This is a genomic window from Microbacterium sp. CCNWLW41 (assembly GCF_037083505.1).
In genome coordinates this window covers 1-24292 of sequence record NZ_JBAOJP010000004.1, presented here as the reverse complement: position 1 = coordinate 24292, position 24292 = coordinate 1, and the positions used below count along the sequence as shown (strand labels likewise).

Genomic DNA, 24292 nt, shown 5'->3' with positions numbered 1-24292 from the left:
GGCTACGACACCGGACCCCGCGGCGCGCTCGACCACCGTTCACGCGTAAGTCCGTAGGAGTACATGTCGCGCCGCTGCTCACCGACGAGCTCCCAGGAACGAAGCAGCCCCTCCCGCTCGAAGCCCGCCCGCTCGGCGGTCCGACAGGAACCGACGTTGTTCGGCTCCACGTACAGCTGAAGCCGCGGGATCTCCTGCTTCGTGAACGCCCAGTCGACCAGGGTGGCCAGCGCGGCGGACGCGTAACCGCGCCGGCGAGCACCGGGCCGGATCCAGTAGCCGATCGTCGCGCGGCCCCGGTCGATGTCGCGGAGCCAGAGGCCGATCTGCCCGACGCAGCCCGACTCGGCCTCGATCGCGAAGGAGTAGCCGGCACCCGTGGCCGCACGATCGTGCTGACGCGCGATCGACGCCGCGGCGAGCGCCCGGTCCGCCACCGCCGGAACCGTCGTGACGAGAGGGATCATCGGATCCGTCGATGCGTCCAGCACCGCGTCGATGTCCGTCAGCGCGAACCGACGAAGCGTCACGGCCGCGCCCACGATCTCGGGCACCTCGATTCGCCGCACCGGTTCCACGTCACCAGTATGCGGCCCAGCCCGCTGCCCGCACCGCAGATCCCGGCTCCGCCAGACAGTACGGACCCGCCGCACCCCACCCAAGGACGCCTGTCCCACCCGCAAGGGATACTGGAGCCATGCCGAGCATCCGCGACCGTCTCCGCGCCCTGCCCGCGATCGTCGGCTCTCCCCCGCCGTTCGACCCGGCCTCGGCACCGGCGGATCCGCACCGCCTGTTCCTCGACTGGCTCGACGCCGCGATCACGGCCGGCGTTCCCGAGCCGCACGCCGCGACGCTCTCGACGGTCGATGCTGCAGGGTCGCCGGATGCCCGGGTCCTCACGCTCAAGGACGTGACGGCCGACGGCTCCTTCGAGATCGCCTCGGGCGGCGAGTCCGCCAAGGGTGCACAGCTGGCCGCCAACCCGGCCTGCGCCCTCTCCTTCTACTGGTCACCGCTCGCCCGCGCCATCCGGATCCGAGGCGTCGCCGTTACGGCGTCACCGGAGGAGTCCGCCGCCGACTTCCGCGCCCGTGCCGCCGGCGCCAAGGCCATCGCCCTCCTCGGACGCCAGGGCGACGCGATCCGCGACGACGAGGATCCGGCGACTCTCATCGCCGCGTCCGCCGCACGGCTGGAGCAGGATCCCGCCACGGTCTCGCCCGAATGGACCGTCTGGCGGATCCGCCCGGAGTCGGTCGAGTTCTGGCAGGGGTCCCCCGACCGAGCGCACCAGCGGCTCCGCTACCGTCGCGACGCCGACACCTGGATCCGCGAACGCCTCTGGGCCTAGCCCCGCGCGCCTCCGGGCCGACCCGCCACCCGCACCGGCCCTCAGGCCGCGCACCCCCGCGGCGGATTCGCGTATCCCATCCCCATCGCCTCACGGACCTCCCGCAGAGTCTCGGCCGCGATCGCTCGCGCACGGTCGTTCCCCGCGGCGAGGACGTCGTCGACGATCCGCGGATCCGCCGCCAGCTCCGCCCGACGCGCGCGGAACGGAGCGAGGAACTCGTTCACCGCCTCGGTCACCGTCGCCTTCAACGCCGCGCCGCCCGCCGACCCGATGTCCGCCGCGAGATCCTCCGGCACCCGGCCGCAGCACACGGCCGCCACGGAGAGCAGCCCGGACACCTCCGGGCGCGAGACGGGGTCGTACGTGATCGCCCGCGTGTTGTCGGTCCGCGCACGACGGATCAGCGCGGCCGTCTCGTCGGCCGTCATCGAGAGCGCGATCGCATTGCCGCGGCTCTTCGACATCTTGCCGCCGTCGAATCCCGGCAGCTCGGGCGCGTCGGTCACCATCCCCTCGGGTTCCGGGAACAACGCTCCGTACCGCTCGGCGAAGCGCCGCGCGATCGTCCGAGTGATCTCCACGTGCGGCAGGTTGTCCTTGCCCACCGGCACGAGGTTCCCCTTGCAGAACAGGATGTCGGCGGCCTGATGCACGGGGTACGTGAGCAGGAGTCCGCTGAGCGCCCGCCCCGAGGCCGCGAGCTCCGCCTTGACCGTCGGGTTCCGGTGCAGCTCGGCCTCCGACACGAGGCTCAGGAACGGCAGCAGGAGCTGGTTCAGCTCGGGAACCGCCGAGTGCGTGAAGATCGTCGTCCGCTCAGGATCCAATCCGGTGGCCAGATAGTCGAGGACCGCCTCGCGCACGAACCGGCCGACGTCTCCGGCGACCTCGCGATCCGTGATCACCTGGTAGTCCGCGAGCACGACGAACGTCTCCACCCCTCGCTCCTGCAGCCGCACGCGCTCGCGCAGGGTGCCGAAGTAGTGCCCGAGGTGCAGCGGCCCGGTCGGCCGCTCCCCCGTCAGCACGCGGAACGCCCCGGGATCCTGATCGATCCGTCGCTCCAGCTCGGGCATGCGCGCCCGGGTCGCCTCGAATGAGTCCATCTCCGATTTCCCTTCTGAACGAAGGGACTGCACGGATCGCTCCCGCGGCGGGGCTGCACCATGCAGCCCCCGACGAGACACGTCGTCTACGGCTGCGAGCGCAGCCACCACCCCACGGAGGACGACGAGAACATGCCCACGACTCTACTCGTCCGCGCTGAATACGATGGACGGATGCAGACCCCGCCGTCGACCCGCATGCGCACCCTGGGCGCGTTCCTGCCGTTCGTGGTGGTCTCGATCGTTCACGTGGCGGCGCTCGCGGCCCAGAGCCCCCTGGCGGTGCCGACGAAAGCGCTCCTCATGCCGCTCCTCGCGGTCCCCGTGCTCCTCGACGCCCGTCGGATCATCGCCCTTCGCTCCCGCACGCCGGTGATGCTCCTGCTCGGCGCGCTGTTCTTCTCCTGGCTGGGCGACGAAGCGGGACTCTTCTTCCCGTTCGCGCCGGAACTGCCGCTCATGCTCGGCTTCTTCGGCATCGCACACGTGGCGTACATCGTCCTGTTCCTCCGGGTGCTACGGGTGCGCCGACTGCCCTTCTGGACGGTCGTGTACGCCGTCTGGTGGATGCTGATGCTGGTGACGCTCGGCCCGCACACCGGACCGCTCCTCGTCGGTGTCGGCGCGTACGGCCTCGTCCTCGCGGGGACCGCGGCGACGGCCGCGCGCTGCACCCCGATCATCGCCCTGGGCGGAGCGTTCTTCCTGCTCAGCGACTCGATCCTCGCCTTCCGCCTCTTCCTGCCCGACGCCATGCCGGCCTGGACGAGCCCCGCCGTGATGCTGACCTACACCCTCGGCCAGGGGCTGCTCGTGTGGGGCGCCCTGAGGGTTCTGCGCGTCTCCCCCTCCTCGAACCCGGCCGCCGCCTCCGAGGAGGTCGTCCGATGAGCGAGGTCGATCCGACGAGAACCGTCCGCGTGGACAGCTGGCTCTGGGCCGTCCGCGTGTACAAGACGCGCTCGGCCGCCACCACCGCGTGCCGCGCCGGTCACGTCCGCGTCAACGGGGAGCGCGTCAAGGCCGCGCAGACGCTGCGGGTCGGGGACGAGCTGCGCGTGCGGATCTCGGGCTTCGATCGGATCCTCGTCGTCCGCCAACCGATCTCGAAGCGCGTCGGCGCCCCGCTCGCCGCAGCGGCCGCAGAGGATCGCACGCCGCCCCGCGAACCCGTGGCAGCGGCGGGGCTCCGGGACCGCGGCGCCGGGCGGCCGACGAAGCGCGAGCGTCGCGAGATCGACCGCCTCCGCGGCCGCGACGAGCACTGACCCCCGCTGGTCGTTGAGCGAGCGCAGCGAGCCGAAACGCCCCCGCCCTCCGCGCACACCCCCGGTCGTTGAGCGAGCGCAGCGAGCCGAAACGTGCTCACCCGTCTCGCGATCGGTCACCGTCGCTGCCCACGACCCCGTCCGGGTGTCGCACCTCCCCTCGGGCTAGGCGTCGAGGAGTGCGCGGAGTCGTCCGGCCGAGAGGACGGATGCGCCCTCCGTCTCCACCCTCTCGCGGAGTTCTCGGTCGCTCGTCACCGCGGTGACCAGCGCCCCGGACGCCACCCGTTCCGCGACCCGCTCGACGATCGCATCGTCGCCATGGCCAGCCGCGCGGACCACGGAGACGCCGACCGCGCCTGTCCTGCCGGCCTCCACCCCCGCGTCGGCCAGCGGTTCCGTGCGGGGGAACGGGTCCCCGCCACCCGCCGGTTCGCTCCGCTCCGCGACGTCCCGCGCCGCGCCCTCCACCACGAGATCGATCTCGGGGAACCACACGATGCGGGTCCGGTCGTCATGCGCGGTGTCGGAGACCTCAGGGGCGCCGCCCTGTCCCCCGTCGTCCCCGTGCCACTCGCTTCCGGCGACGCCCAGAGCTGCGCCCGGCACACCGCTGGCGCGCCAGGCGTCGAGGCGGTCCCGCAGCCGTCCTGCGGCACCGGCGCGGTCCTTCCACCAGCCGTCGGGCACCGAGCCCACGACGTTCGCGGCGTCCACCACGACGACGGGACGCACGGTGAGCAGCTCGCGGAGCGCGGGCCAGGCCGCGGCGAAGCCCGGATGCAGCGGCCGCTCGCCGACCTCGTCCACGGGCACCCATTCCAGGGCGACGCTCTCCGGGTCGCTGATCACCGGCGAGAAGGGCACGCTCACATCCGCGACGACCGTCGTGTAGGACCAGTAGCCGAGGTCGAACACGCTCGCGAAGCGGGCTCGGACCGCGCCGTCGGGCACGCCGGCCTCTTCCTGCGCCTCTCGACGGGCCCCCGCGATCGCCGACTCGCCCTCGTGCAGGGCGCCGCCGGGCAGCGCCCAGGTCCCGCCGAAGTGGCTCCATCCGACCCGATGCTGCAGCAGCACCCCGCGCGCGGCGTCGTACGCGAGGAGCCCCGCGGCCCCGTACCGCCCCCAGTACCGCTCCCCGGTGGGCGCGATCACCCAGGCGTCACCGCTGTCCAGCGGGCCCAGGGGGCGGCGCGGTTCACCGGGTTCGGGCGGGACGATCGTCACCCGTTCAGCCTTTCACAGCTCACCGACCCCGCGCGCCGTCCCCGACCCGATCCGCAACAACTCCGGCCCGATCCGCGTCCCGACCCACGACCTGAGCGGACCGACCGGGCGTATCAGGTCACCGCGTTTCGTCTCGGTGCTCCGCTCCTCGCTCAACGGCCAAGACCCGCCCCGCGTCCCGACCCACGGAGACCTGCCCGGACCGAACGGGCGCATCAGGTCACCGCGTTTCGTCTCGGTGCTCCGCTCCTCGCTCAACGACCGAGACCCGATCCGCGTCCCGACCCACGGAGACCCGCCGAACCGAACGATCGCATCAGGTCACCGCGTTTCGTCTCGGTGCTCCGCTCCTCGCTCAACGACCGAAACCCGCCCCGCGTCCCGACCCACGAAGACCTGCCCGAACCGAACAGGCGCATCAGGTCACCGCGTTTCGTCTCGGTGCTCCGCTCCTCGCTCAACGACCGAAACCCACCACGGGTGTCAGGACTGGGCCTGCGCGACCCCACCGGCGAGCCGGGCGGCGGCGAGCTCCTCGGCGGCTGCCAGCGGCGTGATCCCGCGACGCTCCGCGTCGTCCAGGATCCGCCGCACGGTGTCGCCGATGCCCGCGACGCGCGCCATGATCTCGTCGCTGCTCCCGATCCGCTTGGCCTCCAGGTCCAGGTAGATCACACCGCCGGCGTTCACGACGAAGTCGGGCGCGTACAGGATGCCGCGTCCGGCGAGCTGCTCGGCGCCGGAGTGGTCCGCGAGGGGGTTGTTCGCCGGGCCGCAGACGGCGCGGGCCGTGAGCGCGTCGATCACCTCGTCGGTGAGGATCCCGCCGATTCCCGCGGGCACGAAGACGTCCGCGTCGACGAGGTGCTCGGTGCCCGGCTCCGCCCAGGCCGCGCCCAGGTCCTCGGCGAGCTCGCGACGCGCGGGCACGACGTCGGTGACGGTGAGGACCGCGCCCTCCGCCGCCAGCCGGCGGGCGAGGCGTCCGCCGACCTGCCCCAGTCCCGACACGGTGATGCGCCGTCCGGCCACGTCCGGCGAGCCCGCGATCCGCTCCAGCACCGCGCGCAGCGACGAGTAGACGCCCAGGCTCGTCGGCCCGGCGGGCTCCCCCGACCCGCCGACGGCGTCCGGGAGCCCGACGACGTGCGCAGTCCGCTCGCTGACCACGAGCATGTCGTCGGTGGTGCTGCCGACGTCCTCCGCCGTCCGGTACAGGCCGCCGAGGCTCTCCACGGCGTCGCCGAGGTCGAGGAACGCATCCCGGCGTCGCCCGGCGTCCAGCTCCTCACCGGGCATCAGGGCGATCACGGACTTCCCGCCGCCCGCGTCCAGACCGGCTGCGGCGTTCTTCAGCGTCATCGCGGCGGACAACCGCAGCGCGTCGCCGAGGGCGTCGCTCCAGTGCGGATAGGTCCACAGGCGTGCGCCGCCGAGGGCGGACCCGAGCACGGACGAGTGCAGGGCAACGGCGAGGAACAGCCCGCTTCGCCGGCCGCTCACCACCTCCACGCGTTCGTGGGCGAATTCGGGCAGGGGCAGACGGTTCATCGGGTCCTCTTTCGGCGAAGCCTTGTGGGCTGTGCTCTGCGTCCGCCGCGGCTGTGCGGCGGGCCGAGACCATTCTGCCGCACGCCCCCACGCCGGGCGAGGAGCGGCGCCCTCCCCGGACCGGTCCGCGGACTACCTCTGGCGGCGCTCCCTGACCCGCATGTTGATGACGATCGGAGTGCCCTCGAAGTCGTACAGCTCGCGCAGCCGGCGCTGGATGAACCGACGGTAGCCCGGGTCGAGGAACCCGGTCGTGAAGAGGACGAAGGTGGGCGGACGCGTCGACGCCTGGGTGCCGAACAGGATGCGCGGCTGCTTGCCGCCCCGCAGCGGGTGCGGGTGGGCGGCCACGAGCTCGGTGAGGAAGGCGTTGAACTTCCCGGTCGGGATCCGGCGGTCCCAGTTCTCCAGCGCCAGCTCCAGCGCCGGGACGAGCTTGTCCAGGTGGCGTCCGGTCCGCGCGGAGATGTTCACGCGCGGCGCCCAGGCGACGTGCGCGAGGTCCTTCTCGATCTCACGCTCCAGGTACCGGCGGCGGTCCTGGTTCTCCAGGTCGTCGTCGCTGAGGCGATCCCACTTGTTGAACGCCAGGACGAGCGCGCGACCGGATTCCAGCACCAGGTCGATGATGTTGAGATCCTGCACGCTGATGGGCTGGGTCACGTCCAGCACCACCACCGCGACCTCGCTCTTCTCCAACGCCGCGGAGGTCCGCAGCGACGCGTAGAAGTCGGCCCCCTGCTGGAGGTGGACGCGCCGGCGGATGCCCGCCGTGTCGACGAAGCGCCAGAGCTTCCCGCCGAGCTCGACGATCTCGTCCACCGGATCCCGGGTGGTGCCCGCGAGGTCGTTCACGACGACGCGCTCCTCCCCCGCGGCCTTGTTCAGCAGCGAGGACTTGCCGACGTTCGGCCGGCCGAGGATCGCGACGCGGCGGGGCCCGCCGATCTCGTGCTTGGCGACGGCGGAGACCTCCGGGAGCGCCTTCACCACCGTGTCGAGGAGGTCGGCCACGCCGCGGCCGTGGATCGCGGACACGGTGTGCGGCTCGCCCAGGCCCAGGTTCCACAGCGCCGCGGCCTCGGGCTCCTGCCGCGCGTCGTCGATCTTGTTGGCGACGAGGAACACCGGCTTGCCGCTCTTGCGCAGCAGGCGCACGACGTGCTCGTCGGTCGAGGTCGCGCCGACCATGGCGTCGACGACGAACAGCACGACGTCGGAGAGGTCGATCGCCACCTCCGCCTGCGCGGCGACGGAGCGGTCGATGCCCTTGGCGTCCGGCTCCCAGCCGCCCGTGTCCACGAGCGAGAAGCGGCGCTCCATCCACTCGGCCTTGTACGTCACCCGGTCGCGCGTGACGCCGGGGGTGTCCTCCACCACGGCCTCGCGACGGCCGAGGATGCGGTTCACGAGCGCCGACTTGCCGACGTTCGGACGACCGACGATCGCGACCACCGGCAACGCCGGGAGGTACTCGATGCCGTCCTCGCCGACCTCGACGCCGGCGAGCAGGCCGGTGTCCTCCTCGTCCAGCTCGTAGTCGTCGAGGCTGGCGCGCAGGGCGGCCGCACGCGCCTCGACGAGCTCGTCGTCCAGCGCCTCCAGCTTCTCCGCGAGACGGTCGTCGCCGATCCCGGAGCCGGTCGAGGGGTCGTAGTCGTCGTCAGCCATGGTCGGCTCCTCGCTGCACGTCGGACGCGCGTCGGTCGATCACCGCGAGAACGGCGTCGATGGTCTGATCGAAGTCCAGGGCGGTGGAGTCCACCACCTCGACCCCGGGCGCTGCGGTGAGGAAGTCCACCACGGCGCTGTCCTTGGCATCGCGCGAGTGCAGGGCCGCGGCGACCGCGGCGGCGTCCTCGCCCGCGAGCTCGCCCGCCCGGCGGGCCGCCCGCACCTCGGGGGCGGCGGTCAGCAGGATGCGCACCGGTGCGTCGGGGGCGACCACCGTCGTGATGTCCCGCCCCTCGACCACCACCGCCGGATACCCGGACTCGGCCACGATCCGGCGGAACATGTCGTTCACCTGCGCCCGCACGGGAAGCACGCGCGCGACGCCGCTGACGGCGCCGGAGACCCGGGGCTCGCGGATCGCGTCGGTGACGTCGGCGTCCCCGACGAACACCCGCCGATCGTCGGCGTCGAGCCCCTGACGCAGCGCGAAGTCCGCGGCCGCCGCGAGCACGGCGGCCTCGTCGGCCGTGTCCGCGCCGCGTTCGAGCACGTGCCAGGCGAGCGCGCGATACGCGGCGCCGGTGTCGAGGTAGCCGTAGCCGCGGCGCCGGGCGACCGCCTTGGACACGCTGGACTTGCCGGATCCGGCCGGGCCGTCCACGGCGATGATGAACGGAGCCGTCGAGGCGTCAGTCATTGGTCGTGCTCGCAATCCGCCATCCCCTGGCCTCCAGCCCCTCGATCGCGCCGCGCAGGGTCGCCGGAGCGACGCTGATCTCGGCGAGACCGAACTGCGCGCCGGGCGAGTGCTCCAGGCGCAGGTCCTCCACGTTGACGCCGAGCTCGCCGAGCTCGCCGAACAGGCGCCCGAGCTGCCCCGCGGTGTCGTCGACCATGACGACGAACTGTTCGAAGCGCCGGTTCTGGCCGTGCTTGCCGGGCAGGCGCTCGACGCCCTCGTTGCCGTGGCGGATCGCCTCCGCCATGACGCGACGGGCGCCCATCCTGTCCGGATCCCGCAGCGCGTCGGCGACCTGGGCGAGATCCGCGGCGAGCGCATCCAGCACCTCCACGACCGGGGCGGCGTTGGCGCCGAGGATCTGCACCCACAGCTCGGGCGCGGAGGCGGCGATGCGGGTGGTGTCGCGCACCCCCTGCCCGGCGAGGCGCAGCGCGCCGTCGTCGGCGTCGGCGAGACGCCCGGCGAGGAGGCTGGCGACGACCTGCGGCACGTGCGAGGTCAGCGCGACGGCCCTGTCGTGCTCCTCGGGCGTCATCTCCAGGGGCATGGCCCCGAGCTCCAGCGCGAGGGACTCGACGAGCGCGAGGTCGGCGGGACGGGTCTCGGCGTCGCGGCACACGACCCACGGGCGGCCGATGAAGATGTCCGCGCGGGCGGAGATGGCGCCCCCGCGCTCACGGCCGGCGAGCGGATGCGAGCCGATGTAGCGGGTGAGGTCGACGCCTCGGTCGCGCAGCGTCCGATAGGGCTCGAGCTTCACGCTCGCGACGTCGGTGACCACGGCGTCGGGGTACCGGGCGAGCTCGACCTGGACGACGTCCGCCGTCACGTCCGGCGGGACGGCGACGACGACCAGGACAGGCCGATCGTCGTCGGCGGCGAGTCGCCCTGCGCCGTAGTCCACGGCCAGGCGGAGCTGGGCCGGGGAGGTGTCGGCGAGCGCCACGTCGACGCCCTTGGCGGTCAGCGCGTGGCCGATGCTGGCCCCGAGGAGGCCGGCGCCGACGATGCGGACCGTGCCCGACAGCCGCACGGCAACGGTCTCGTTCACTGCGTCACCCCTGCTGGTCTGAGTCCGATCGGTCCTCCGCGGAGGCGTCCTGGCGCGCGAGAGTCAGCAGCGCGCCGAGTTCGATTCTACTGAGTTCCCGCGCCTGCCCCACCGGGAGCGTGCCCAGGTGCAGCGGGCCGAACTGGCGACGGACGAGCTCGGTCACCGGATGCCCCACGGCGGCCATCATCCGCCGCACGATCCGGTTGCGCCCCGAATGCAGCGTGAGCTCGACCAGACTGGATCCGCCCTTCTCCGCGCCCCGGGACCGGGAGGCGGACGAGGTGTCCAACAGCCGGGCGCGGTCGGCGGCGATCGGGCCGTCCTCCAGCTCGATCCCCCGCGTGAGACGCGCGATCGTCTGCGGCGTCACCCGTCCCTCCACCTTGGCGATGTACACCTTCGTCACGCCGAACGAGGGGTGAGCCAGCACATGCGCCAGTTCGCCGTCGTTGGTGAGGACGAGCAGGCCGCTGGTCTCGGCGTCGAGCCTGCCGACGTTGTACAGCCGCTCGGGCCAGTCCTTCGTGTAGCGGCGGAGGTCGGGGCGCCCGCGCTCGTCCTTCATGGAGCTGACGACGCCGGTGGGCTTGTTGAGCATCACGTACCGCTTGGTGGCGTCGAGCTGCACCGCCGTGCCGTCGACGTCGACCTTGTCGTGCTCGGGATCGATCCTGGATCCCAGCTCGGTCACGGTCACGCCGTTGACGCGGATCCGTCCCTCGACGATGTACTGCTCGATCACCCGGCGCGACGCGACGCCCGCGTTCGCGAGCACCTTCTGCAGCCGCACGCCCTCGCCCGTCGGCGCGGCGCCGTTGTCCCGTTCGGTGGGCGCGGTCATCAGATCGTCCTCTCGTCGAAGCCGTCGGCGCCGTCGTCCAGCAGCGGGGAGATCGGCGGCAGCTCGTCGAGCGAGTTGATGCCGAGGTTCTGCAGGAGCGCATCCGTCGTGCCGTAGTTGATGGCGCCGGTCTCGGAGTCCTGGAACAGCTCCGTGATGAGTCCGCGGGCCAGCAGGGTCCGCACGACCGAGTCGACGTTGACCGCGCGGATCGAGGCGACCTGGCTGCGCGTGACCGGCTGCTTGTACGCGATCACGGCCAGGGTCTCCAACGCCGCCTGCGAGAGCCGGGAGGGGGCCTGTCCGCCGACGAAGTCCGCGACGAGGTCGTCGTACTCCTCCCGCACGTACAGACGCCAGCCGCCGCCGACCTCGCGCAGCTCGAACCCGCGGCGCGGTCCCTTGCCCCGTCCCTCGTACTCCTCCACGAGCGTCTCGATCGCCTGGCGGACGGCCGGCACGGGCGCGCCGACGGCCGCGGCGAGCGACACCAGGCTGTGCGGCTCCTCGATGATGAGCAGGATCGCTTCCAGCCGCTCGGTCAGCGGCCCCTCCGGCACCGCCGGCACGGGCGCGCCGGCGGGTCGCGGCTCCTGCTCCTCGGTCGCGGGTTCGGTCATGTCGTCCTTCGGGTTCGGGTCGGCGTACGGCGTCGCCTCGGATACGCGGGGCGGGGTCGGGTCGGGCTCAGCGGTCATAGTCGGCTCCCAGCGTCGCCAGCATCTCGTCGGACCAGCTCTCCGCCGACCACCGCAGCGTCAGCTCGCCCAGGGGCTCGAGCTGCTCGAAGGACAGCGCCGCGTGGCGGTACAGCTCCAGCACGGACAGGAACCGCGCCACCACGATCCCCGGCTCGGAGACGCCGGCCACCAGCTCCCGGAACGACACCGACTCGGCGCCGCGCAGCAGGGTGACCACGATGGCGGCCTGCTCTCGGATGCTCACCAGCGGCGCGTGCAGGTGGTCCAGCCCGACCGTGGGGATCTCCTTCGGCGCGAACGCGAGCAGGGCCAGCGCGGCGAAGTCGTCGGCGCTCAGCGTCCACACGAGCTCGGGGGTGCGCGCGCGGTGCTTCTCGTCGAGCCGCACCGCCCGGGCGTGCCGACGGTCCTCGTACTGGAGGCTGCGGGCGAACCAGACCGAGACCTCCTTGAAGGCGCGGTACTGCAGCAGCCGGGCGAACAGGAGGTCGCGCGCCTCCAGCAGCGCGACGGCCTCCGCGTCCACGAGCTCGCCCTGCGGGAGGAGTCCGGCGACCTTCATGTCCAACAGCGTCGCGGCCACGACGAGGAACTCCGAGGCCTCGTCGAGATCCTCCTCGGGCCCGAGCTCGCGGAGGTACGAGATGAACTCGTCCGTGACGCGGCTCAGCGACACCTCGGTGATGTCGAGCTCGTGCTTGGAGATCAGCGTCAGCAGTAGGTCGAACGGGCCGTCGAAGTTCGACAGGGACACCCGGAAGCCCTCGCCGGTCTCGACGACCGGGGCGCCCGCTTCGGGCACGGGCCCGGGCGCCGTCTCCCGGGCGGTGGACTGCTCGGGATCAGGCGACGGCGCCACGGGCGACCAGCTCCCGGGCCAGTCGCAGGTACGCCTGTGCGGCGGGGTGCTCCGGCGCGAACTCGGTGATCGGGACCCCCGACACCGACGCGTCGGGGAACTTCACGGTGCGTCCGATGACGGTCTCCAGAACGTCGTCGCCGAACGCCTCCACGACCCGCTCCAGCACCTCGCGCGAGTGGAGCGTGCGCGCGTCGTACATCGTGGCGAGCAGGCCGTCGAGCGTGATCGAGGGGTTCAGCCGGTCGCGCACCTTGTCGATGGTCTCGATGAGCAAGGCCACGCCGCGCAGGGCGAAGAACTCGCACTCCAGGGGGATCAGCACGCCGTGCGCCGCCGTGAGGGCGTTCACCGTGAGCAGGCCCAGCGACGGCTGGCAGTCGATGAGGATGACGTCGTACTCCCCCGAGACCTGACGGAGCACCCGGGAGAGGATCGTCTCGCGCGCGACCTCGTTGACGAGGTGCACCTCGGCGGCGGACAGGTCGATGTTCGCGGGGAGGACGTCGAGCCCGTCGACGGCGGACGGGATGATGACCTCGTGGACGTCGCGCTTCGTGTCCAGCAGGAGGTCGTAGATCGTGGGGATGTCGTGCGTCGCGATCCCCAGGCCCGCCGACAGCGCGCCCTGCGGGTCGAAGTCGACCGCGAGCACCTTGCGCCCGTACTCCGCGAGTGACGCGGCGAGGTTGATCGACGTCGTGGTCTTCCCCACCCCACCCTTCTGGTTGCACAGGGCGATGATGCGGGCAGGCCCGTGCGAGGCGAGCGGCTTGGGGATGGCGAACCCCTGATAGGGACGCCCGGTCGGTCCGATCGGTGTGTCGTCCTTCGTCTTCGCCACCAGTTCTCCTGCTTCCTCGTGCTCGCTCGATTGTAGCGGCAGGGCGGGCGTGCCCGGCCCCGGCGCGCGGCGATGCCGGACTCAGCGGGCGCGCGGGTGCGCGGTGATGTACACGTCGCGCAGGGCGTCGGCCGAGACGTGCGTGTAGATCTGCGTCGTGGCGACGGAGGCGTGCCCGAGGAGCTCCTGCACGACGCGCACGTCCGCGCCGCCCTGCAGCAGATGGGTGGCGAACGAGTGCCGCAGGGTGTGCGGCGAGACCTCGACGCCCAGCTGCGCGCGCTCGGCGGCCGCGCGGATGATCAGCCACGCGCTCTGGCGAGACAGTGGAGCCCCGCGCGCGCCGAGGAACAGGCGCGCCGAGGCCCGCCCGTGCGCCGCCAGGGCGGGACGGACGCGGGTGAGGTAGGCGTCCACGGCCCGCCGGGCGTAGGAGCCCACCGGAACGATCCGCTCCTTGGACCCCTTGCCCCGCAGGCGCAGCACCTCGCCGTGCGAGAGGTCGTCCACGTCGAGCGCGGTGGCCTCCGAGACGCGGGCGCCGGTCGCATAGAGCAGCTCGAGCAGGGCCCGGTCTCGGATCCCCAGGGGCTCGTCCGCCGACGGCGCGGCCAGGAGGCGCTCGACCTGGTCGATCGTCAGGGCCTTGGGGAGGCGGCGGCCCAGTTTCGGCGGCCGCAGCCGCGCCGCCGGGTCGTCCGTCGCGATCCCCTCCCGCGCCAGGAAGCGGTGCCAGCCGCGCAGCGAGGACTGGAGACGGGCGAGGCTGCTGGCCGCCGGCGGCGGATCCGCCGCCGCACGGTCGGCGACGAACCGTCCCACCGCGGCCGGGTCGATGTCGTCCGTGTCGGAGATCCCCTGCGCGGTCAGCCACGACACGTAGCCGCCGAGGTCGCGGCGGTACGCGGCGAGGGTGTGCGCGGCGAGCCCGCGCTCGACCGTCACATGCCGCAGGTACGCGTCCAGAGCACGGTCCACCTGCACGTCAGCGCCGTTCGTCCCCGCTCCGGACCCGACGCTCGGCCGCCAGCACGCCGACGGCGAGGATCGCGTTGCGGAACCGCCCCTCGAGCACGGCGTCGGCCGCCCCCGCCAGCGGCACCCAGGCGAGACGGATGTCGGCCTCCTCGTCCTCGCGGGGGTGCGGATGCGGCGCCGCGGAGAGCTCCGTCGCCAGGAACAGGTGGATCACCTCGTCGCTGCCGCCGGGCGTGACGAACGTGCTCACGAGCGGCTCCCAGCCGGAGGCGACCAGGTCCGCTTCCTCGGCGAGCTCGCGACGCGCGGCGGCCAGCGGATCCTCGCCCTCCACGTCGAGCAGCCCCGCCGGAAGCTCCCAGTCGCGGTGCCGGATCGGGTGCCGGTACTGCTGGATCAGCAGGACCCGGCCCTCATCATCCAGCGCGACGACCGCCACGGCGCCGGTGTGGTCCGTGTACTGTCGCACGATCTCGCCGTCGCCGTAGCGGACACGGTCCTCGCGGATGCTCCAGACCGCCCCGCGGTAGACCTCCTCGCTGGAGACCACCTCGGGGCGGAACGGCTCGTCGCGCAGGTCCGAGACCTCCGCCGTGCCCGACGGGTCCGTCCGGGGCTCGGTCATGGCCTCAGGCCTCGTCGTCGAACAGCTCGCTCGCGCGGTGACGCTCGATCGCGGCGCCGACGAGCCCCCGGAACAGGGGGTGCGGGGCGGTCGGGCGCGACCGCAGCTCAGGGTGCGCCTGCGTGGCGATGTAGAACGGGTGCACGTCCCGCGGCAGCTCGACGTACTCGACCAGGTCCAGCTCCGGGTTCAGGCCCGAGAACACCAGCCCGGCCTCGGCCAGCCGGTCGCGGTAGGCGTTGTTCACCTCGTACCGGTGGCGGTGGCGCTCGGAGGCCTCGTCGGCACCGTACAGCTCCGCCGCGAGGGTGCCCTCGCCGAGCGCTGCCTTGTAGAGGCCCAGACGCATGGTCCCGCCGAGGTCCCCGCCGTCGAGGATCTCGATCTGCTCGGCCATCGTCGCGATCACCGGCTCCGGGGTCTCCGGGTCGAACTCGCTCGAGGACGCGCCCTCGATCCCCGCGACGTGTCGCGCGTACTCGATCACCATGCACTGCAGACCCAGGCACAGCCCGAGCGCGGGGATGCCCTGCTCGCGGGCGAAGCGCAGCGCGCCGAGCTTGCCCTCGATGCCGCGGATGCCGAAGCCGCCGGGCACGCAGATGCCGTCCACGTCGGCCAGCGCCTTGGCCGCGCCCTCGGGGGTCTCGCAGGAGTCCGAGGGGATCCAGCGGATCTTCACCGCGACCTCGTGCGCGAAGCCGCCCGCCTTGAGCGCCTCGGTGACCGAGAGGTAGGCGTCCGGCAGATCGATGTACTTGCCGACGAGGCCGATCGTCACCTCGTGCTTCGGGTTGTGCACGGCCTGGAGGACCTTCTGCCAGCGGGACCAGTCCACGTCCGCCGCGCGCTCCATGCCCAGCGCCTCGACGATGTAGTCGTCCAGGCCCTGATCGTGCAGCATCGTCGGGATGTCGTAGATGCTCGGGACGTCCACGGCGTTGACGACCGCATCCTCGTCCACGTCGCACATCAGGGCGATCTTGCGCTTGTTGGACTCGGTGACGGGCCGGTCGCTGCGCAGCACCAGGGCGTCCGGCTGGATGCCGATGGAGCGCAGGGCCGCGACGGAGTGCTGGGTCGGCTTGGTCTTCTGCTCCCCGGACGCCCCCATGAACGGCACGAGCGAGACGTGCACGAAGAAGACGTTCTTGCGGCCGAGCTCGTGGCGGATCTGCCGGGCCGACTCGATGAACGGCTGCGACTCGATGTCGCCGACGGTGCCGCCGATCTCCGTGATGATGACGTCCGGCTGCGGCGTCTCGTCCGCCTGCAGGCGCATGCGCCGCTTGATCTCGTCCGTGATGTGCGGGATGACCTGCACGGTGTCGCCGAGGTACTCGCCGCGCCGCTCCTTGGCGATCACCTGGGAGTAGATCTGGCCGGTCGTGACGTTGGCGGCCTGGCTCAGCTCGATGTCCAGGAAGCGCTCGTAGTGCCCGATGTCGAGGTCGGTCTCGGCCCCGTCGTCGGTCACGAACACCTCGCCGTGCTGGAAGGGGTTCATGGTGCCGGGATCGACGTTCAGGTACGGATCCAGCTTCTGCATGACCACGCGCAGTCCGCGCGCCGTGAGGAGGTTCCCCAGGCTCGCCGCGGTGAGTCCCTTGCCCAACGAAGAAACGACACCGCCCGTCACGAAGATGTGCTTCGTGGTGAAAGGAGTCCGGTTGGTGTCGTCCGCTGCCCGCGCGCCTGAAGTCTGCATCACGGACTTCGATCCTATCAGCCCGTCTCCGTGGCGTCACCGAGCGACGCTCCGAGCGCGGCGTCGAGCTCCGCCGCGTCGGGCGGGTTCGCCCCGGCGCGGGACACGGCGATGGAGGCGCTGGCCGACGCCGTCGCGAGGGCGGATTCCACCGCGGCCGCCGGAAGGGCGGAGCCGTCGACCAGCAGGCGGTCCGTGCCGTCCCGGAGGAGAGCGAACAGCAGCCCCGACATGAACGCGTCCCCCGCACCGATCGTGTCGACCACGGTCGCGGGCGCGGCCCGGCGCTCGGACCAGACGCCGTCGGCGAGCGCCGCGCAACCTTCTCCGCCCCGCGTCACCACGACGAGCCGGGCCCCTGCCTCCGCGATCCGGTCGGCGGCCTCGCGCACGGTCGCTCCCGGGAAGAGGCTGAGGGCGTCCTCGTCGCTGAGCTTCACGACGTGGCACGCGGAAGCCAAGGCGAGCATGCGCTCCCTCACCTGCTCCCCCATGACGTCGGCGCGGATGTTCGGGTCGAGGCTGCGCAGGGTCGCCGCGTCGGCGCCCTGGAACGCCGCGCGCACCGCGCCCGCCTCCTGCGCCCTCAGCGCGCCGATGGATCCGGCGTGGGCGAGACGCAGCCCGTCGAGAGCGGGCACGGGGATGACGCCGTCGAGCGCGAACCGATAGCTCGCGCGCCCCTCGTCGTCGAGCGTCGCCGTGGCCGTCCACGTCGCGCCGTCGCCCGACGACTCCGGCCCCAGCACGACGCCGGCACGGTCGAGGTGGTCCCGGATCCGGTCCCCCCGCGCGTCGGCGCCCAGCAGGGTGTGCAGCACCACCGGCTCGCCGAGCCGGGCCAGGCCGACCGCGACATTCATCGGCGAACCCCCGGGATGCTCCTCGCCGCCCACAACGTCGACGAGCGCCTCGCCGATCACCGCTGTCCCGCGCATCGCGGATCCTCCTCGTCTCGGTGTGCCCACGCTATCCCCCCGGCGCTCCGCGAGGAACGCCGGCGACCCGGGACGCGGAGGCTCAGTCGGCGAGGGCGAGAAGCTCCCGCGCGTGCTCCAGCGCGGCGTCGGAGTCGGCCAGTCCCGACAGCAGGCGCGCCATCTCCGCTTCCCGCTCCGCGCCCTCCAGCCGTCGCACGCTCGAGGCGGTGACCTGTCCGTCGTTCGATTTCACGACCGTGAGGTGGTTGCTGGCGAACGCCGCGACCTGGGCGAGGTGGGTGACCGCGATCACCTGGGACGTGCGGGCCAGACGCGCCAGGCGGCGCCCGACTTCGATCGCCGCGGCGCCTCCGATGCCGGCGTCGACCTCGTCGAACACGAAGGTCGGCACGGGATCGGTCGCCGAGATGACGACCTCGATGGCGAGCATCACCCGCGACAGTTCGCCGCCGGACGCGCCGCGCGAGACGGAGCGGGGCTCGGCCCCCGGGTGCGGCGCGAGCAGGATGGCGACGTCGTCCCGCCCGTGGGCGCTCTCGGACCCGGGCGAGACGGACACCTCCAGACGGGCGTCGGGCATGGCCAGGGCGTGCAGCTCCTCGGTCACCGCGGCGCCCAGTCGCTCGGCGGCGTCGGTCCGCCGCCGGGTGAGCACGGTCGCGGCCTCGTCCAGGGCCGCGCGCGCCTCGTCGCGCTCCGTCGTCAGGCGCTCGACGCGCTCGCCGTCGTCGTCCAGCTCGGCCAGGCGCGCCGATCCGGTGTTCCAGAGCTCGAGCGCCGCATCCAGTGATCCGTGCGCGCGGATCAGGGCGCCCAGCGCCGCCCGTCGCTCCTCCACCGCGGCGAGCTCGTGCGGACCCGACTCGTCGAGATCGGCGAGGTAGGCGGAGAGCTGGCCGGCGATGTCCGTCGCCCGGTACCCGAGCTCCGCGATCCCCTCGGCGAGCGCGGCGAGCTGGGGGTCCGCGGCGCGCTCCAGCGCACGGCGGGCCTCCGCCGCGAGCGAGGAGATGTCGTTCTCGCCCTCCTCGTCGGACAACGCGGCGCGGGCGAGAGAAGCCGCCAGGCGGAGATCCTCCGCATTGGCGAGACGCTCCGCGCGCTCCGTGAGCGCCTCGTCCTCCCCCGGCTGCGGGTCCGTCGCCTCGATGAGCGCCAGCGCGGCGCGCAGGTCCTCCGCCTCGGCCTGTCGTCGTTCGCGATTGGCGGTGATCTCCTCCAGCTGCGCGTCGAGCGCGCGCCACCGCTCCCATGCCTCCGCATACGCCGAGCGGGCCTCCGCGATCGCGGAGCCGCCGAACCGGTCGAGCGCGTCGCGTTGGGCGGCCGCGGAGCGCAGCCGCAGCTGCTCGGACTGGCCGTGGACCACGACCAGCTCCTCGGCGAGGTCGGCGAGCACGCCCGCCGGCGCCGCGCGACCGCCGACGCTGGCTCGGCTCCGCCCCTCCGCGGTGAGCGTTCGGGAGAGATACAGCTCACCGCGCCGATCGTCGAGCGGCTCCAGCTCTCCGCCGGCGTCGGCGACCGTCTCGGCCACGCGGCCGGTGTTCGGCACGACCCAGACGCCGGCCACGGACGCCTGGGACGCCCCCGCTCGGACGGCGCCGGAGTCGGCGCGAGCGCCGAGCAGGAGCCCGAGCCCGGTCACCACCATGGTCTTGCCCGCGCCGGTCTCACCGGTGATCGCCGTGAAGCCCGGACCGATCGGCAGCACGGCCTCGGCGATCACCCCGAGATCGCGCAGACGCATCTCCTCGATCACGACGCCGCCCCCCGCCATCCCTCGACGGGGAGCTGGAACTTCCGCACCAGCCGGTCCGTGAACGCGCTCGGGTGAAGCCGGGCCAGACGCACCGGACGGGACGAGCGGCGGACGATCACCCGCGCCCCGGGAGGGAGCTCGTGCGAGCGGCGTCCGTCGCACCAGAGGATCCCGGTGCCGTCCGTACGCTCCAGAAGCTCGATCGCGATGGGCGCGTCGGGCGCGACGACGAGCGGGCGCGCGAACAGGGCGTGCGCCGACAACGGCACGACGGCGATGGCCTCCACCCCCGGCCAGATCACCGGCCCTCCGGCGGAGAAGTTGTATGCGGTCGAGCCCGTGGGCGTCGACACGACCATCCCGTCGCACCCGAAGGTGGACAGCGGTCGTCCGTCGATCTCCAGGACGACCTCGATCATCCGCTCCCGGCTGGCCTTCTCGACCGTGGCCTCGTTCAGCGCCCAGGTCTCGTAGACGACGGCGCCCGCCGCGTCCTTCACCCGGACGGACAGGGCCATGCGCTCCTCGACGTCGTAGTCCCGGTCGATGATGCGGGCGACGGCGGCGTCCATGTCGTCGCGCTCGATCTCGGCGAGGAAGCCGACGTGCCCCATGTTGATGCCGAGGACAGGGGCGGATCCGGGACGGACGAGCTCGGCCGCACGCAGGATCGTCCCGTCGCCGCCGAGCACGATCGCCAGCTCGAGCTCCTGCTCGGAGGCGTCGGCGCCCAGGACGGGGACCTCGGCGAAGGCCGGGTCCACCGCGGCGAGGTCGACCCGATCGTCCGCGGACAGCACAGGACGAGCACCGGCCGCGCGCAGCGCGGCGATGACGCGACGCGCCGCCTCGACGGTGTCGTCGCGGTGGGCGTGGGCGACGACGAGGATCGTGCGCTCCGTCATCGAGTCCCCCTCGCGCGGGTGTCGGCGGCCGAGGGGGCGGCGGTCCGGCGGCCGGGGACGCCGTGTCCGGCGTTCCGCGCCGTCGCGTGGCTGCGCTCGTTCATCGTCCTCCTGCGATCCGATCGATCGTGCTCAACCATTCTGTCGGATTGGTCCCGCGGCCGGGCGCGAGGTGCGCCAGGTACTCCGCGTTGCCGTGCGTGCCCAGGATCGGCGAGGGCAGGATCCCGAGCACGCCGAACCCCTGGTCCCACGCGGACCACAGGACCCGTGCCACGGCGTCCGCACGGGTCGCGGGGTCGGTGACCAGTCCGCCGCGCACGGCGGTCCGGCCGACCTCGAACTGCGGTTTGACGAGGAGGATGACGTCGGCGCCCTCGGGCGCGACCGTGGCGACGGCCGGGAGCACCAGTTCCAGGGAGATGAACGAGAGGTCGCCGACGATGAGATCGGGCGCGTCCGGCTCGCCCGTCGCCGCGGCCAGGCTCTCCGCGGTCATGTGCCGCACGTTGTATCCCTCGACGGCCGCGACGCCGGGATCCGCGGCGACCGCCGGAGCGAGCTGTCCGTGACCGACGTCAACGGCGAGGACGCGTCGGGCCCCGCGCTCGCGGAGGACCTGCGTGAAGCCCCCGGTGGATGCGCCCATGTCGAGCGCCAGGCGCCCGTCGACCGGGATGCCGAATCCGTCGAGCGCCGCGATCAGTTTGTGCGCGGCGCGTCCGACGTAGTGATCGGCCTCCGCGACGGCGAGGTCGGCGTCGTCCTCGATCCGGGTCGATGCCTTCACGACCGGCTTCCCGTCGACCCGCACCAGGCCGTCGGCGATGAGCGTCGCCGCGTGGCTGCGCGACCGAGCGAGCCCCCGCGCGGCGAGGGCGGCGTCCAACCGCATGGTCATCCGGGCTCGGACGCGTCCCGCGCACGGGAGCCCTGGTCGTCGCGAGGAGCGCTCTCCAGGCGCCGGGAGAGCTCGTCGTGCAGAGCCGAATACGCCTCGGCGCGACTCTGCAGCGGCTGTCCCTCGATCAGCCGCAGTCTGCTCCACAGCCCGTCGGCGGGCTCCGCGCTGCTCTCGTCGCTCACGGATCCAGCCTAGACGCGGCGCCCCGCGCGACCGCAGAGCGACGCCGGAGGAACCGGAATCGCTACGGCCGGTGGAACGGGTCCGCGTACAGGCGCTCGGGCACCCGGAAGCCGAAGATCTGACGACCCGTCGCCCAGATCGCAGCCGCCCCGGCGCGCAGCAGGTCGATGGGGCGGTCCCCCTCCCGGAGGATGGTGATGTCGGGACCGTCGATGCGGACCGCCGCGTCGCGGACGGAGGTCACGTCGCCCTTCACGACGGTCTCCGGGTACGGCTCGTGAAGCTCTCGCAGATCACTCAGCAGGTAGGTCGGGCGGGATCCCTCCGACGCGGCGAGGACATGCTTTGGCCGGTCGATCCCCGTGAGGACCAGAGCCGAGGGGATCCCCGCCCGGTTGGCGCCGAGGATGTCGGTGTCCATCCGGTCGCCCAGGAACAGGGGGCTCGTCGCGCCGAACCGGGCGACCGCTTCCTCGAAGATCGGCGTCTCGGGCTTGCCCGCCACGGTAGCGAGGCGGCCGACGGCGGTGTGCACGGCGGACACGAGCGTGCCGTTGCCCGGAGCGATGCCCCGCGCCTGCGGGATGGTCCAGTCCGTGTTCGTCGCGATCCAGGGGATGCCGCCCTCCTCCTCGGGGAGCGAGAGCGCGAACGCGGCCTCGGCGAGATCCGTCCAGCCCACCTCGGGCGCGAAGCCCTGGACCACCGCGCGCGGTGCGTCCTCGGCGCTGCGCGTGACCCGGTAGCCGGCCTTCTCCGCCTCGACGACGAGGCCTTCCCCGCCGACCACGAGGATCGTCTCCCCCGCCGGCACCATCGTCGAGAGCAGACGCATCGCCGCCTGGGGACTCGTCACGACCTCGTCGGCGGACACGCGCAGCCCGAGGGACGTGAGGTGCGCGGCGACCGAGGCGTCCGTCCGCGAGGCGTTGTTCGTGATGTACCCCATCCGGCGCGTGCGCTCCACCTCGCGGAGGCTCTCCACCGCGTGCGGAATCGCCCCGGGTCCTGCGTAGACGACCCCGTCCAGGTCGGCGAGGACCACATCCACGTCCGTCAGCGGCGATCGCCGGGATCGGCCGAACAGACTCACAGCGAGGACTCGCCGGGCTCGGCGGACTCAGCCGGCTCCGTGGGCGCAGCAGGCTCACCCGGCTCAGTGGACACGGCAGGCTCAGTTGGCTCGGCCGGCTCGGACGGCTCGGCCGGCTCGGAAGGAGACGCGTCCTCCGCGCCATCGACGTCGTCGGCGTCCTCGACGAGGGCGTCCTCGATGAGCAGCTCGTCGTCGGTGCCGTGGCCGAGCGCCTCGGCAGCGACGTCGGCGCGCTGCTGCCAGAAGGCCGCCTCCTCGTGGCGCCCGAGGTCTTCGAGGACCGCAGCCCGTGCGCTGAAGAGCGCAGGGCTCCACTCGAAGGCCCGGTCGGGGTCGAGCTCGGGGATCTCGAGCTCGCCGAGAGCGAGTTCCGTCTCACCGCGGTCCAGGCGCGCGCCCGACATCGCGATCGCCAGAGAGACACGCGCCGGTGTCGGCAGCGCGGCGCGGTCCACTGACCGCCCCTCCTCCAGGGCACGGTCCGGACGCCCCATCCCGCGCTCGCTGTCCACGATCAGCGCGATCTGGTCGTCGCGACCGGAGATGCGGCGGTACGTGCGCAGCTCCCGCAGCGCCAGCGCGAAATCGCCCACGGCGTAGGCGGTGATCGCGACGGACTCCCGGACGACGGCGACCCGGCCCGCGCGACGCGACGCCGCCAGGGCGTGCTCGTGCGCGCGCGCGGGATCCTCGTCGATCAGCATCGCCGACATCGCCAGATGCCGGGCGACGGCGTCCGCGTTCTCCTTGCTCAGGGTCTTGAGCTCGTTGCGCGCAGACGGGTGCAGATCCTTCGCGGTGACCTCGTCGGGAAGCTCCGGGTCCCGCGGCCGATCGGCAGCGCGCAGGTCCCGCCGAGGCCGCTCGGAACGATACGGCGTGCGGTCACCGTCCCGGCGCGAGTGCCCGCCGTCGCGACGCGAGAAGCCGCCGTCTCGGCGGTCGCCCTCACGACGAGGCGCACCGTCACGACGCGGCGCACCGTCCCGACGCTGGTACCCGCCCTCACGGCGATCGCCCTCACGACGAGGCGCACCCTCGCGACGCTGGTACCCGCCCTCACGGCGATCGCCCTCACGACGAGGCGCACCCTCGCGACGCTGGTACCCGCCCTCACGGCGATCGCCCTCACGACGAGGCGCACCGTCCCGACGCTGATATCCGCCCTCACGACGAGGCGCACCGTCCCGACGCTGGTACCCGCCCTCACGGCGATCGCCCTCACGACGAGGCGCACCATCCCGACGCTGAAATCCGCCCTCACGGCGATCACCCTCACGACGAGGCGCATTCGCCCGGGAGGAGGAATCAGAGCGCGTACCGCGTTCGTTCCCCGCCGGGCGCGGTCGCTCGGCAGGTCGGTCACCGTGATCCCGAGGAGCGCGGAACCCGCGTCGGGACTCACCGTCGACGAAGCGGCGGCTGGGCCGCTGCGATGCGTCTCGGGACGCCGAACGGCGGTCTTCTTCTTCCGGCATGGCGCGATCCTCTCACGGTGGTCCTGTTAACGCGAAAGAGGCCACCCTGCGTTGGGTGGCCTCTTTCGTCTAAAAGGAGTCCGGCGGTGTCCTACTCTCCCACAGGGTCCCCCCTGCAGTACCATCGGCGCTGTGAGGCTTAGCTTCCGGGTTCGGAATGTAACCGGGCGTTTCCCTCACGCTATGGCCGCCGAAACACTATTGATGTTTCAATCAAAACCAAGAACATGACGAGTCATGTTGTTGGGGTTCTCGACCGTACATCGAGAACCACTCAGTGGACGCGAACACCTAGAACGGTGTGTTATCAAGTCATCGGCTTATTAGTACCAGTCAGCTACACACGTTACCGTGCTTCCACATCTGGCCTATCAACCCAGTAGTCTAGCTGGGAGCCTCTCACCCGAAGGTATGGAAGTCTCATCTTGAGGCCGGCTTCCCGCTTAGATGCTTTCAGCGGTTATCCATCCCGAACGTAGCTAACC

The 24292-nt window shown here is 72.4% G+C and carries 25 protein-coding genes and 2 rRNA genes; 3 read left to right on the top strand and 24 right to left on the bottom strand.

Features of this window, described 5'->3' with window-relative positions:
• Nucleotides 1-2 precede the first annotated feature (2 nt).
• Complete coding sequence (locus V6R91_RS15275; protein WP_336395960.1) at nt 3-578, bottom strand: GNAT family N-acetyltransferase; 576 nt, start codon at nt 576-578, stop codon at nt 3-5.
• 119 nt (nt 579-697) lie between these two features.
• On the opposite strand from V6R91_RS15275, the gene V6R91_RS15270 reads away from it, so the two are divergent.
• Nucleotides 698-1354 carry a pyridoxine/pyridoxamine 5'-phosphate oxidase gene (locus V6R91_RS15270; RefSeq protein ID WP_336395959.1) on the top strand — a complete coding sequence of 219 codons (657 nt, stop codon included), beginning with the start codon at nt 698-700 and terminating at the stop codon, nt 1352-1354.
• A gap of 41 nt (nt 1355-1395) precedes the next feature.
• Here the strand turns inward: V6R91_RS15270 and trpS are convergent, their stop codons facing one another.
• On the bottom strand, nt 1396-2463 hold the full coding sequence (gene trpS / locus V6R91_RS15265; RefSeq protein ID WP_336395958.1) for a tryptophan--tRNA ligase: 1068 nt from the start codon (nt 2461-2463) through the stop codon (nt 1396-1398).
• Between the two features lie 174 nt (nt 2464-2637).
• On the opposite strand from trpS, the gene V6R91_RS15260 reads away from it, so the two are divergent.
• Together V6R91_RS15260 and V6R91_RS15255 are read left to right on the top strand one after the other, a co-directional pair.
• A complete protein-coding gene (locus V6R91_RS15260; protein WP_336395957.1) occupies nt 2638-3354 on the top strand; it encodes a lysoplasmalogenase in 717 nt (238 codons plus the stop codon).
• Nucleotides 3351-3731, top strand: a complete 381-nt coding sequence (locus V6R91_RS15255; protein WP_067243694.1) for an RNA-binding S4 domain-containing protein — start codon at nt 3351-3353, stop codon at nt 3729-3731. Before V6R91_RS15260 ends, V6R91_RS15255 begins: the two co-directional genes overlap by 4 nt.
• 165 nt (nt 3732-3896) lie before the next feature.
• On the opposite strand, the gene V6R91_RS15250 is transcribed toward V6R91_RS15255, so the two are convergent.
• The 22 genes from V6R91_RS15250 to V6R91_RS15145 form a co-directional block, all read right to left on the bottom strand.
• Nucleotides 3897-4961: an NUDIX hydrolase gene (locus V6R91_RS15250; protein ID WP_336395956.1), complete on the bottom strand. Its 1065-nt coding sequence runs from the start codon at nt 4959-4961 to the stop codon at nt 3897-3899.
• Between the two features lie 483 nt (nt 4962-5444).
• On the bottom strand, nt 5445-6512 hold the full coding sequence (locus V6R91_RS15245; RefSeq protein ID WP_336395955.1) for a Glu/Leu/Phe/Val dehydrogenase family protein: 1068 nt from the start codon (nt 6510-6512) through the stop codon (nt 5445-5447).
• Nucleotides 6513-6644: 132 nt separating this feature from the next.
• Nucleotides 6645-8183 (bottom strand): ribosome biogenesis GTPase Der, encoded by a 1539-nt coding sequence (gene der / locus V6R91_RS15240; protein WP_067243686.1) that lies wholly within the window; start codon nt 8181-8183, stop codon nt 6645-6647.
• Entirely contained in the window at nt 8176-8883 is a 708-nt protein-coding gene (cmk, locus tag V6R91_RS15235; RefSeq protein WP_219086324.1) for a (d)CMP kinase, read from the bottom strand. Before cmk ends, der begins: the two co-directional genes overlap by 8 nt.
• Nucleotides 8876-9979, bottom strand: a complete 1104-nt coding sequence (locus V6R91_RS15230) for a prephenate dehydrogenase (RefSeq protein WP_336395954.1) — start codon at nt 9977-9979, stop codon at nt 8876-8878. Before V6R91_RS15230 ends, cmk begins: the two co-directional genes overlap by 8 nt.
• Nucleotides 9980-9983: 4 nt before the next feature.
• Nucleotides 9984-10823 (bottom strand): pseudouridine synthase, encoded by an 840-nt coding sequence (locus V6R91_RS15225; RefSeq protein WP_336395953.1) that lies wholly within the window; start codon nt 10821-10823, stop codon nt 9984-9986.
• A complete protein-coding gene (scpB, locus tag V6R91_RS15220; protein ID WP_336396364.1) occupies nt 10823-11443 on the bottom strand; it encodes an SMC-Scp complex subunit ScpB in 621 nt (206 codons plus the stop codon). Before scpB ends, V6R91_RS15225 begins: the two co-directional genes overlap by 1 nt.
• Nucleotides 11444-11510: 67 nt before the next feature.
• Nucleotides 11511-12326 carry a segregation and condensation protein A gene (locus tag V6R91_RS15215; RefSeq protein WP_336396363.1) on the bottom strand — a complete coding sequence of 272 codons (816 nt, stop codon included), beginning with the start codon at nt 12324-12326 and terminating at the stop codon, nt 11511-11513.
• 40 nt (nt 12327-12366) lie between these two features.
• Nucleotides 12367-13230 (bottom strand): ParA family protein, encoded by an 864-nt coding sequence (locus tag V6R91_RS15210; RefSeq protein ID WP_157517908.1) that lies wholly within the window; start codon nt 13228-13230, stop codon nt 12367-12369.
• Nucleotides 13231-13308: 78 nt separating this feature from the next.
• Nucleotides 13309-14211, bottom strand: coding sequence for a site-specific tyrosine recombinase XerD (gene xerD, locus V6R91_RS15205; RefSeq protein WP_336395952.1), 903 nt, complete (start codon nt 14209-14211; stop codon nt 13309-13311).
• 1 nt (nt 14212) lies between these two features.
• Nucleotides 14213-14830 carry an NUDIX hydrolase gene (locus V6R91_RS15200; RefSeq protein ID WP_336395951.1) on the bottom strand — a complete coding sequence of 206 codons (618 nt, stop codon included), beginning with the start codon at nt 14828-14830 and terminating at the stop codon, nt 14213-14215.
• A 4-nt stretch (nt 14831-14834) separates the two neighbouring features.
• A complete protein-coding gene (locus V6R91_RS15195; RefSeq protein WP_336396362.1) occupies nt 14835-16538 on the bottom strand; it encodes a CTP synthase in 1704 nt (567 codons plus the stop codon).
• 17 nt (nt 16539-16555) lie between these two features.
• On the bottom strand, nt 16556-17476 hold the full coding sequence (locus tag V6R91_RS15190) for a PfkB family carbohydrate kinase (protein ID WP_336395950.1): 921 nt from the start codon (nt 17474-17476) through the stop codon (nt 16556-16558).
• Nucleotides 17477-17558: 82 nt separating this feature from the next.
• The gene (gene recN, locus V6R91_RS15185; protein WP_336396361.1) at nt 17559-19241 is read right to left on the bottom strand and encodes a DNA repair protein RecN; all 1683 of its coding nucleotides are present in this window, start codon (nt 19239-19241) and stop codon (nt 17559-17561) included.
• On the bottom strand, nt 19238-20146 hold the full coding sequence (locus V6R91_RS15180) for an NAD kinase (protein WP_231820498.1): 909 nt from the start codon (nt 20144-20146) through the stop codon (nt 19238-19240). The genes recN and V6R91_RS15180 overlap by 4 nt, the downstream gene beginning before the upstream one ends.
• Before the next feature lie 100 nt (nt 20147-20246).
• On the bottom strand, nt 20247-21047 hold the full coding sequence (locus V6R91_RS15175) for a TlyA family RNA methyltransferase (protein ID WP_231820497.1): 801 nt from the start codon (nt 21045-21047) through the stop codon (nt 20247-20249).
• The gene (locus V6R91_RS15170; RefSeq protein WP_067243663.1) at nt 21044-21232 is read right to left on the bottom strand and encodes a hypothetical protein; all 189 of its coding nucleotides are present in this window, start codon (nt 21230-21232) and stop codon (nt 21044-21046) included. Before V6R91_RS15170 ends, V6R91_RS15175 begins: the two co-directional genes overlap by 4 nt.
• A 62-nt stretch (nt 21233-21294) precedes the next feature.
• Nucleotides 21295-22326, bottom strand: coding sequence for an HAD-IIA family hydrolase (locus V6R91_RS15165; protein ID WP_067243661.1), 1032 nt, complete (start codon nt 22324-22326; stop codon nt 21295-21297).
• A complete protein-coding gene (locus tag V6R91_RS15160; RefSeq protein ID WP_336395949.1) occupies nt 22323-23042 on the bottom strand; it encodes a hypothetical protein in 720 nt (239 codons plus the stop codon). Before V6R91_RS15160 ends, V6R91_RS15165 begins: the two co-directional genes overlap by 4 nt.
• A 38-nt stretch (nt 23043-23080) precedes the next feature.
• A complete protein-coding gene (locus tag V6R91_RS15155; RefSeq protein WP_336395948.1) occupies nt 23081-23695 on the bottom strand; it encodes a hypothetical protein in 615 nt (204 codons plus the stop codon).
• Nucleotides 23696-23885: 190 nt separating this feature from the next.
• Nucleotides 23886-24002, bottom strand: a 5S ribosomal RNA gene (rrf, locus tag V6R91_RS15150).
• Between the two features lie 108 nt (nt 24003-24110).
• Nucleotides 24111-24292: ribosomal RNA gene (locus V6R91_RS15145) — 23S ribosomal RNA — on the bottom strand; the annotation flags it as partial.

Excerpts from the sequence above, each read along its gene's own strand:
- V6R91_RS15260 (WP_336395957.1), top strand. The coding sequence starts at position 2,638 with ATGCAGACCCCGCCGTCGACCCGCATGCGCACCCTGGGCGCGTTCCTG.
- V6R91_RS15245 (WP_336395955.1), bottom strand. The coding sequence starts at position 6,512 with ATGAACCGTCTGCCCCTGCCCGAATTCGCCCACGAACGCGTGGAGGTG.
- V6R91_RS15160 (WP_336395949.1), bottom strand. The coding sequence starts at position 23,042 with ATGTCGGCGATGCTGATCGACGAGGATCCCGCGCGCGCGCACGAGCAC.
- V6R91_RS15225 (WP_336395953.1), bottom strand. The coding sequence starts at position 10,823 with ATGACCGCGCCCACCGAACGGGACAACGGCGCCGCGCCGACGGGCGAG.
- der (WP_067243686.1), bottom strand. The coding sequence starts at position 8,183 with ATGGCTGACGACGACTACGACCCCTCGACCGGCTCCGGGATCGGCGAC.
- trpS (WP_336395958.1), bottom strand. The coding sequence starts at position 2,463 with ATGGACTCATTCGAGGCGACCCGGGCGCGCATGCCCGAGCTGGAGCGA.
- V6R91_RS15255 (WP_067243694.1), top strand. The coding sequence starts at position 3,351 with ATGAGCGAGGTCGATCCGACGAGAACCGTCCGCGTGGACAGCTGGCTC.
- V6R91_RS15195 (WP_336396362.1), bottom strand. The coding sequence starts at position 16,538 with ATGCAGACTTCAGGCGCGCGGGCAGCGGACGACACCAACCGGACTCCT.
- cmk (WP_219086324.1), bottom strand. The coding sequence starts at position 8,883 with ATGACTGACGCCTCGACGGCTCCGTTCATCATCGCCGTGGACGGCCCG.
- V6R91_RS15270 (WP_336395959.1), top strand. The coding sequence starts at position 698 with ATGCCGAGCATCCGCGACCGTCTCCGCGCCCTGCCCGCGATCGTCGGC.
- V6R91_RS15190 (WP_336395950.1), bottom strand. The coding sequence starts at position 17,476 with ATGCGCGGGACAGCGGTGATCGGCGAGGCGCTCGTCGACGTTGTGGGC.
- scpB (WP_336396364.1), bottom strand. The coding sequence starts at position 11,443 with ATGACCGAACCCGCGACCGAGGAGCAGGAGCCGCGACCCGCCGGCGCG.
- V6R91_RS15180 (WP_231820498.1), bottom strand. The coding sequence starts at position 20,146 with ATGACGGAGCGCACGATCCTCGTCGTCGCCCACGCCCACCGCGACGAC.
- V6R91_RS15175 (WP_231820497.1), bottom strand. The coding sequence starts at position 21,047 with ATGACCATGCGGTTGGACGCCGCCCTCGCCGCGCGGGGGCTCGCTCGG.
- V6R91_RS15200 (WP_336395951.1), bottom strand. The coding sequence starts at position 14,830 with ATGACCGAGCCCCGGACGGACCCGTCGGGCACGGCGGAGGTCTCGGAC.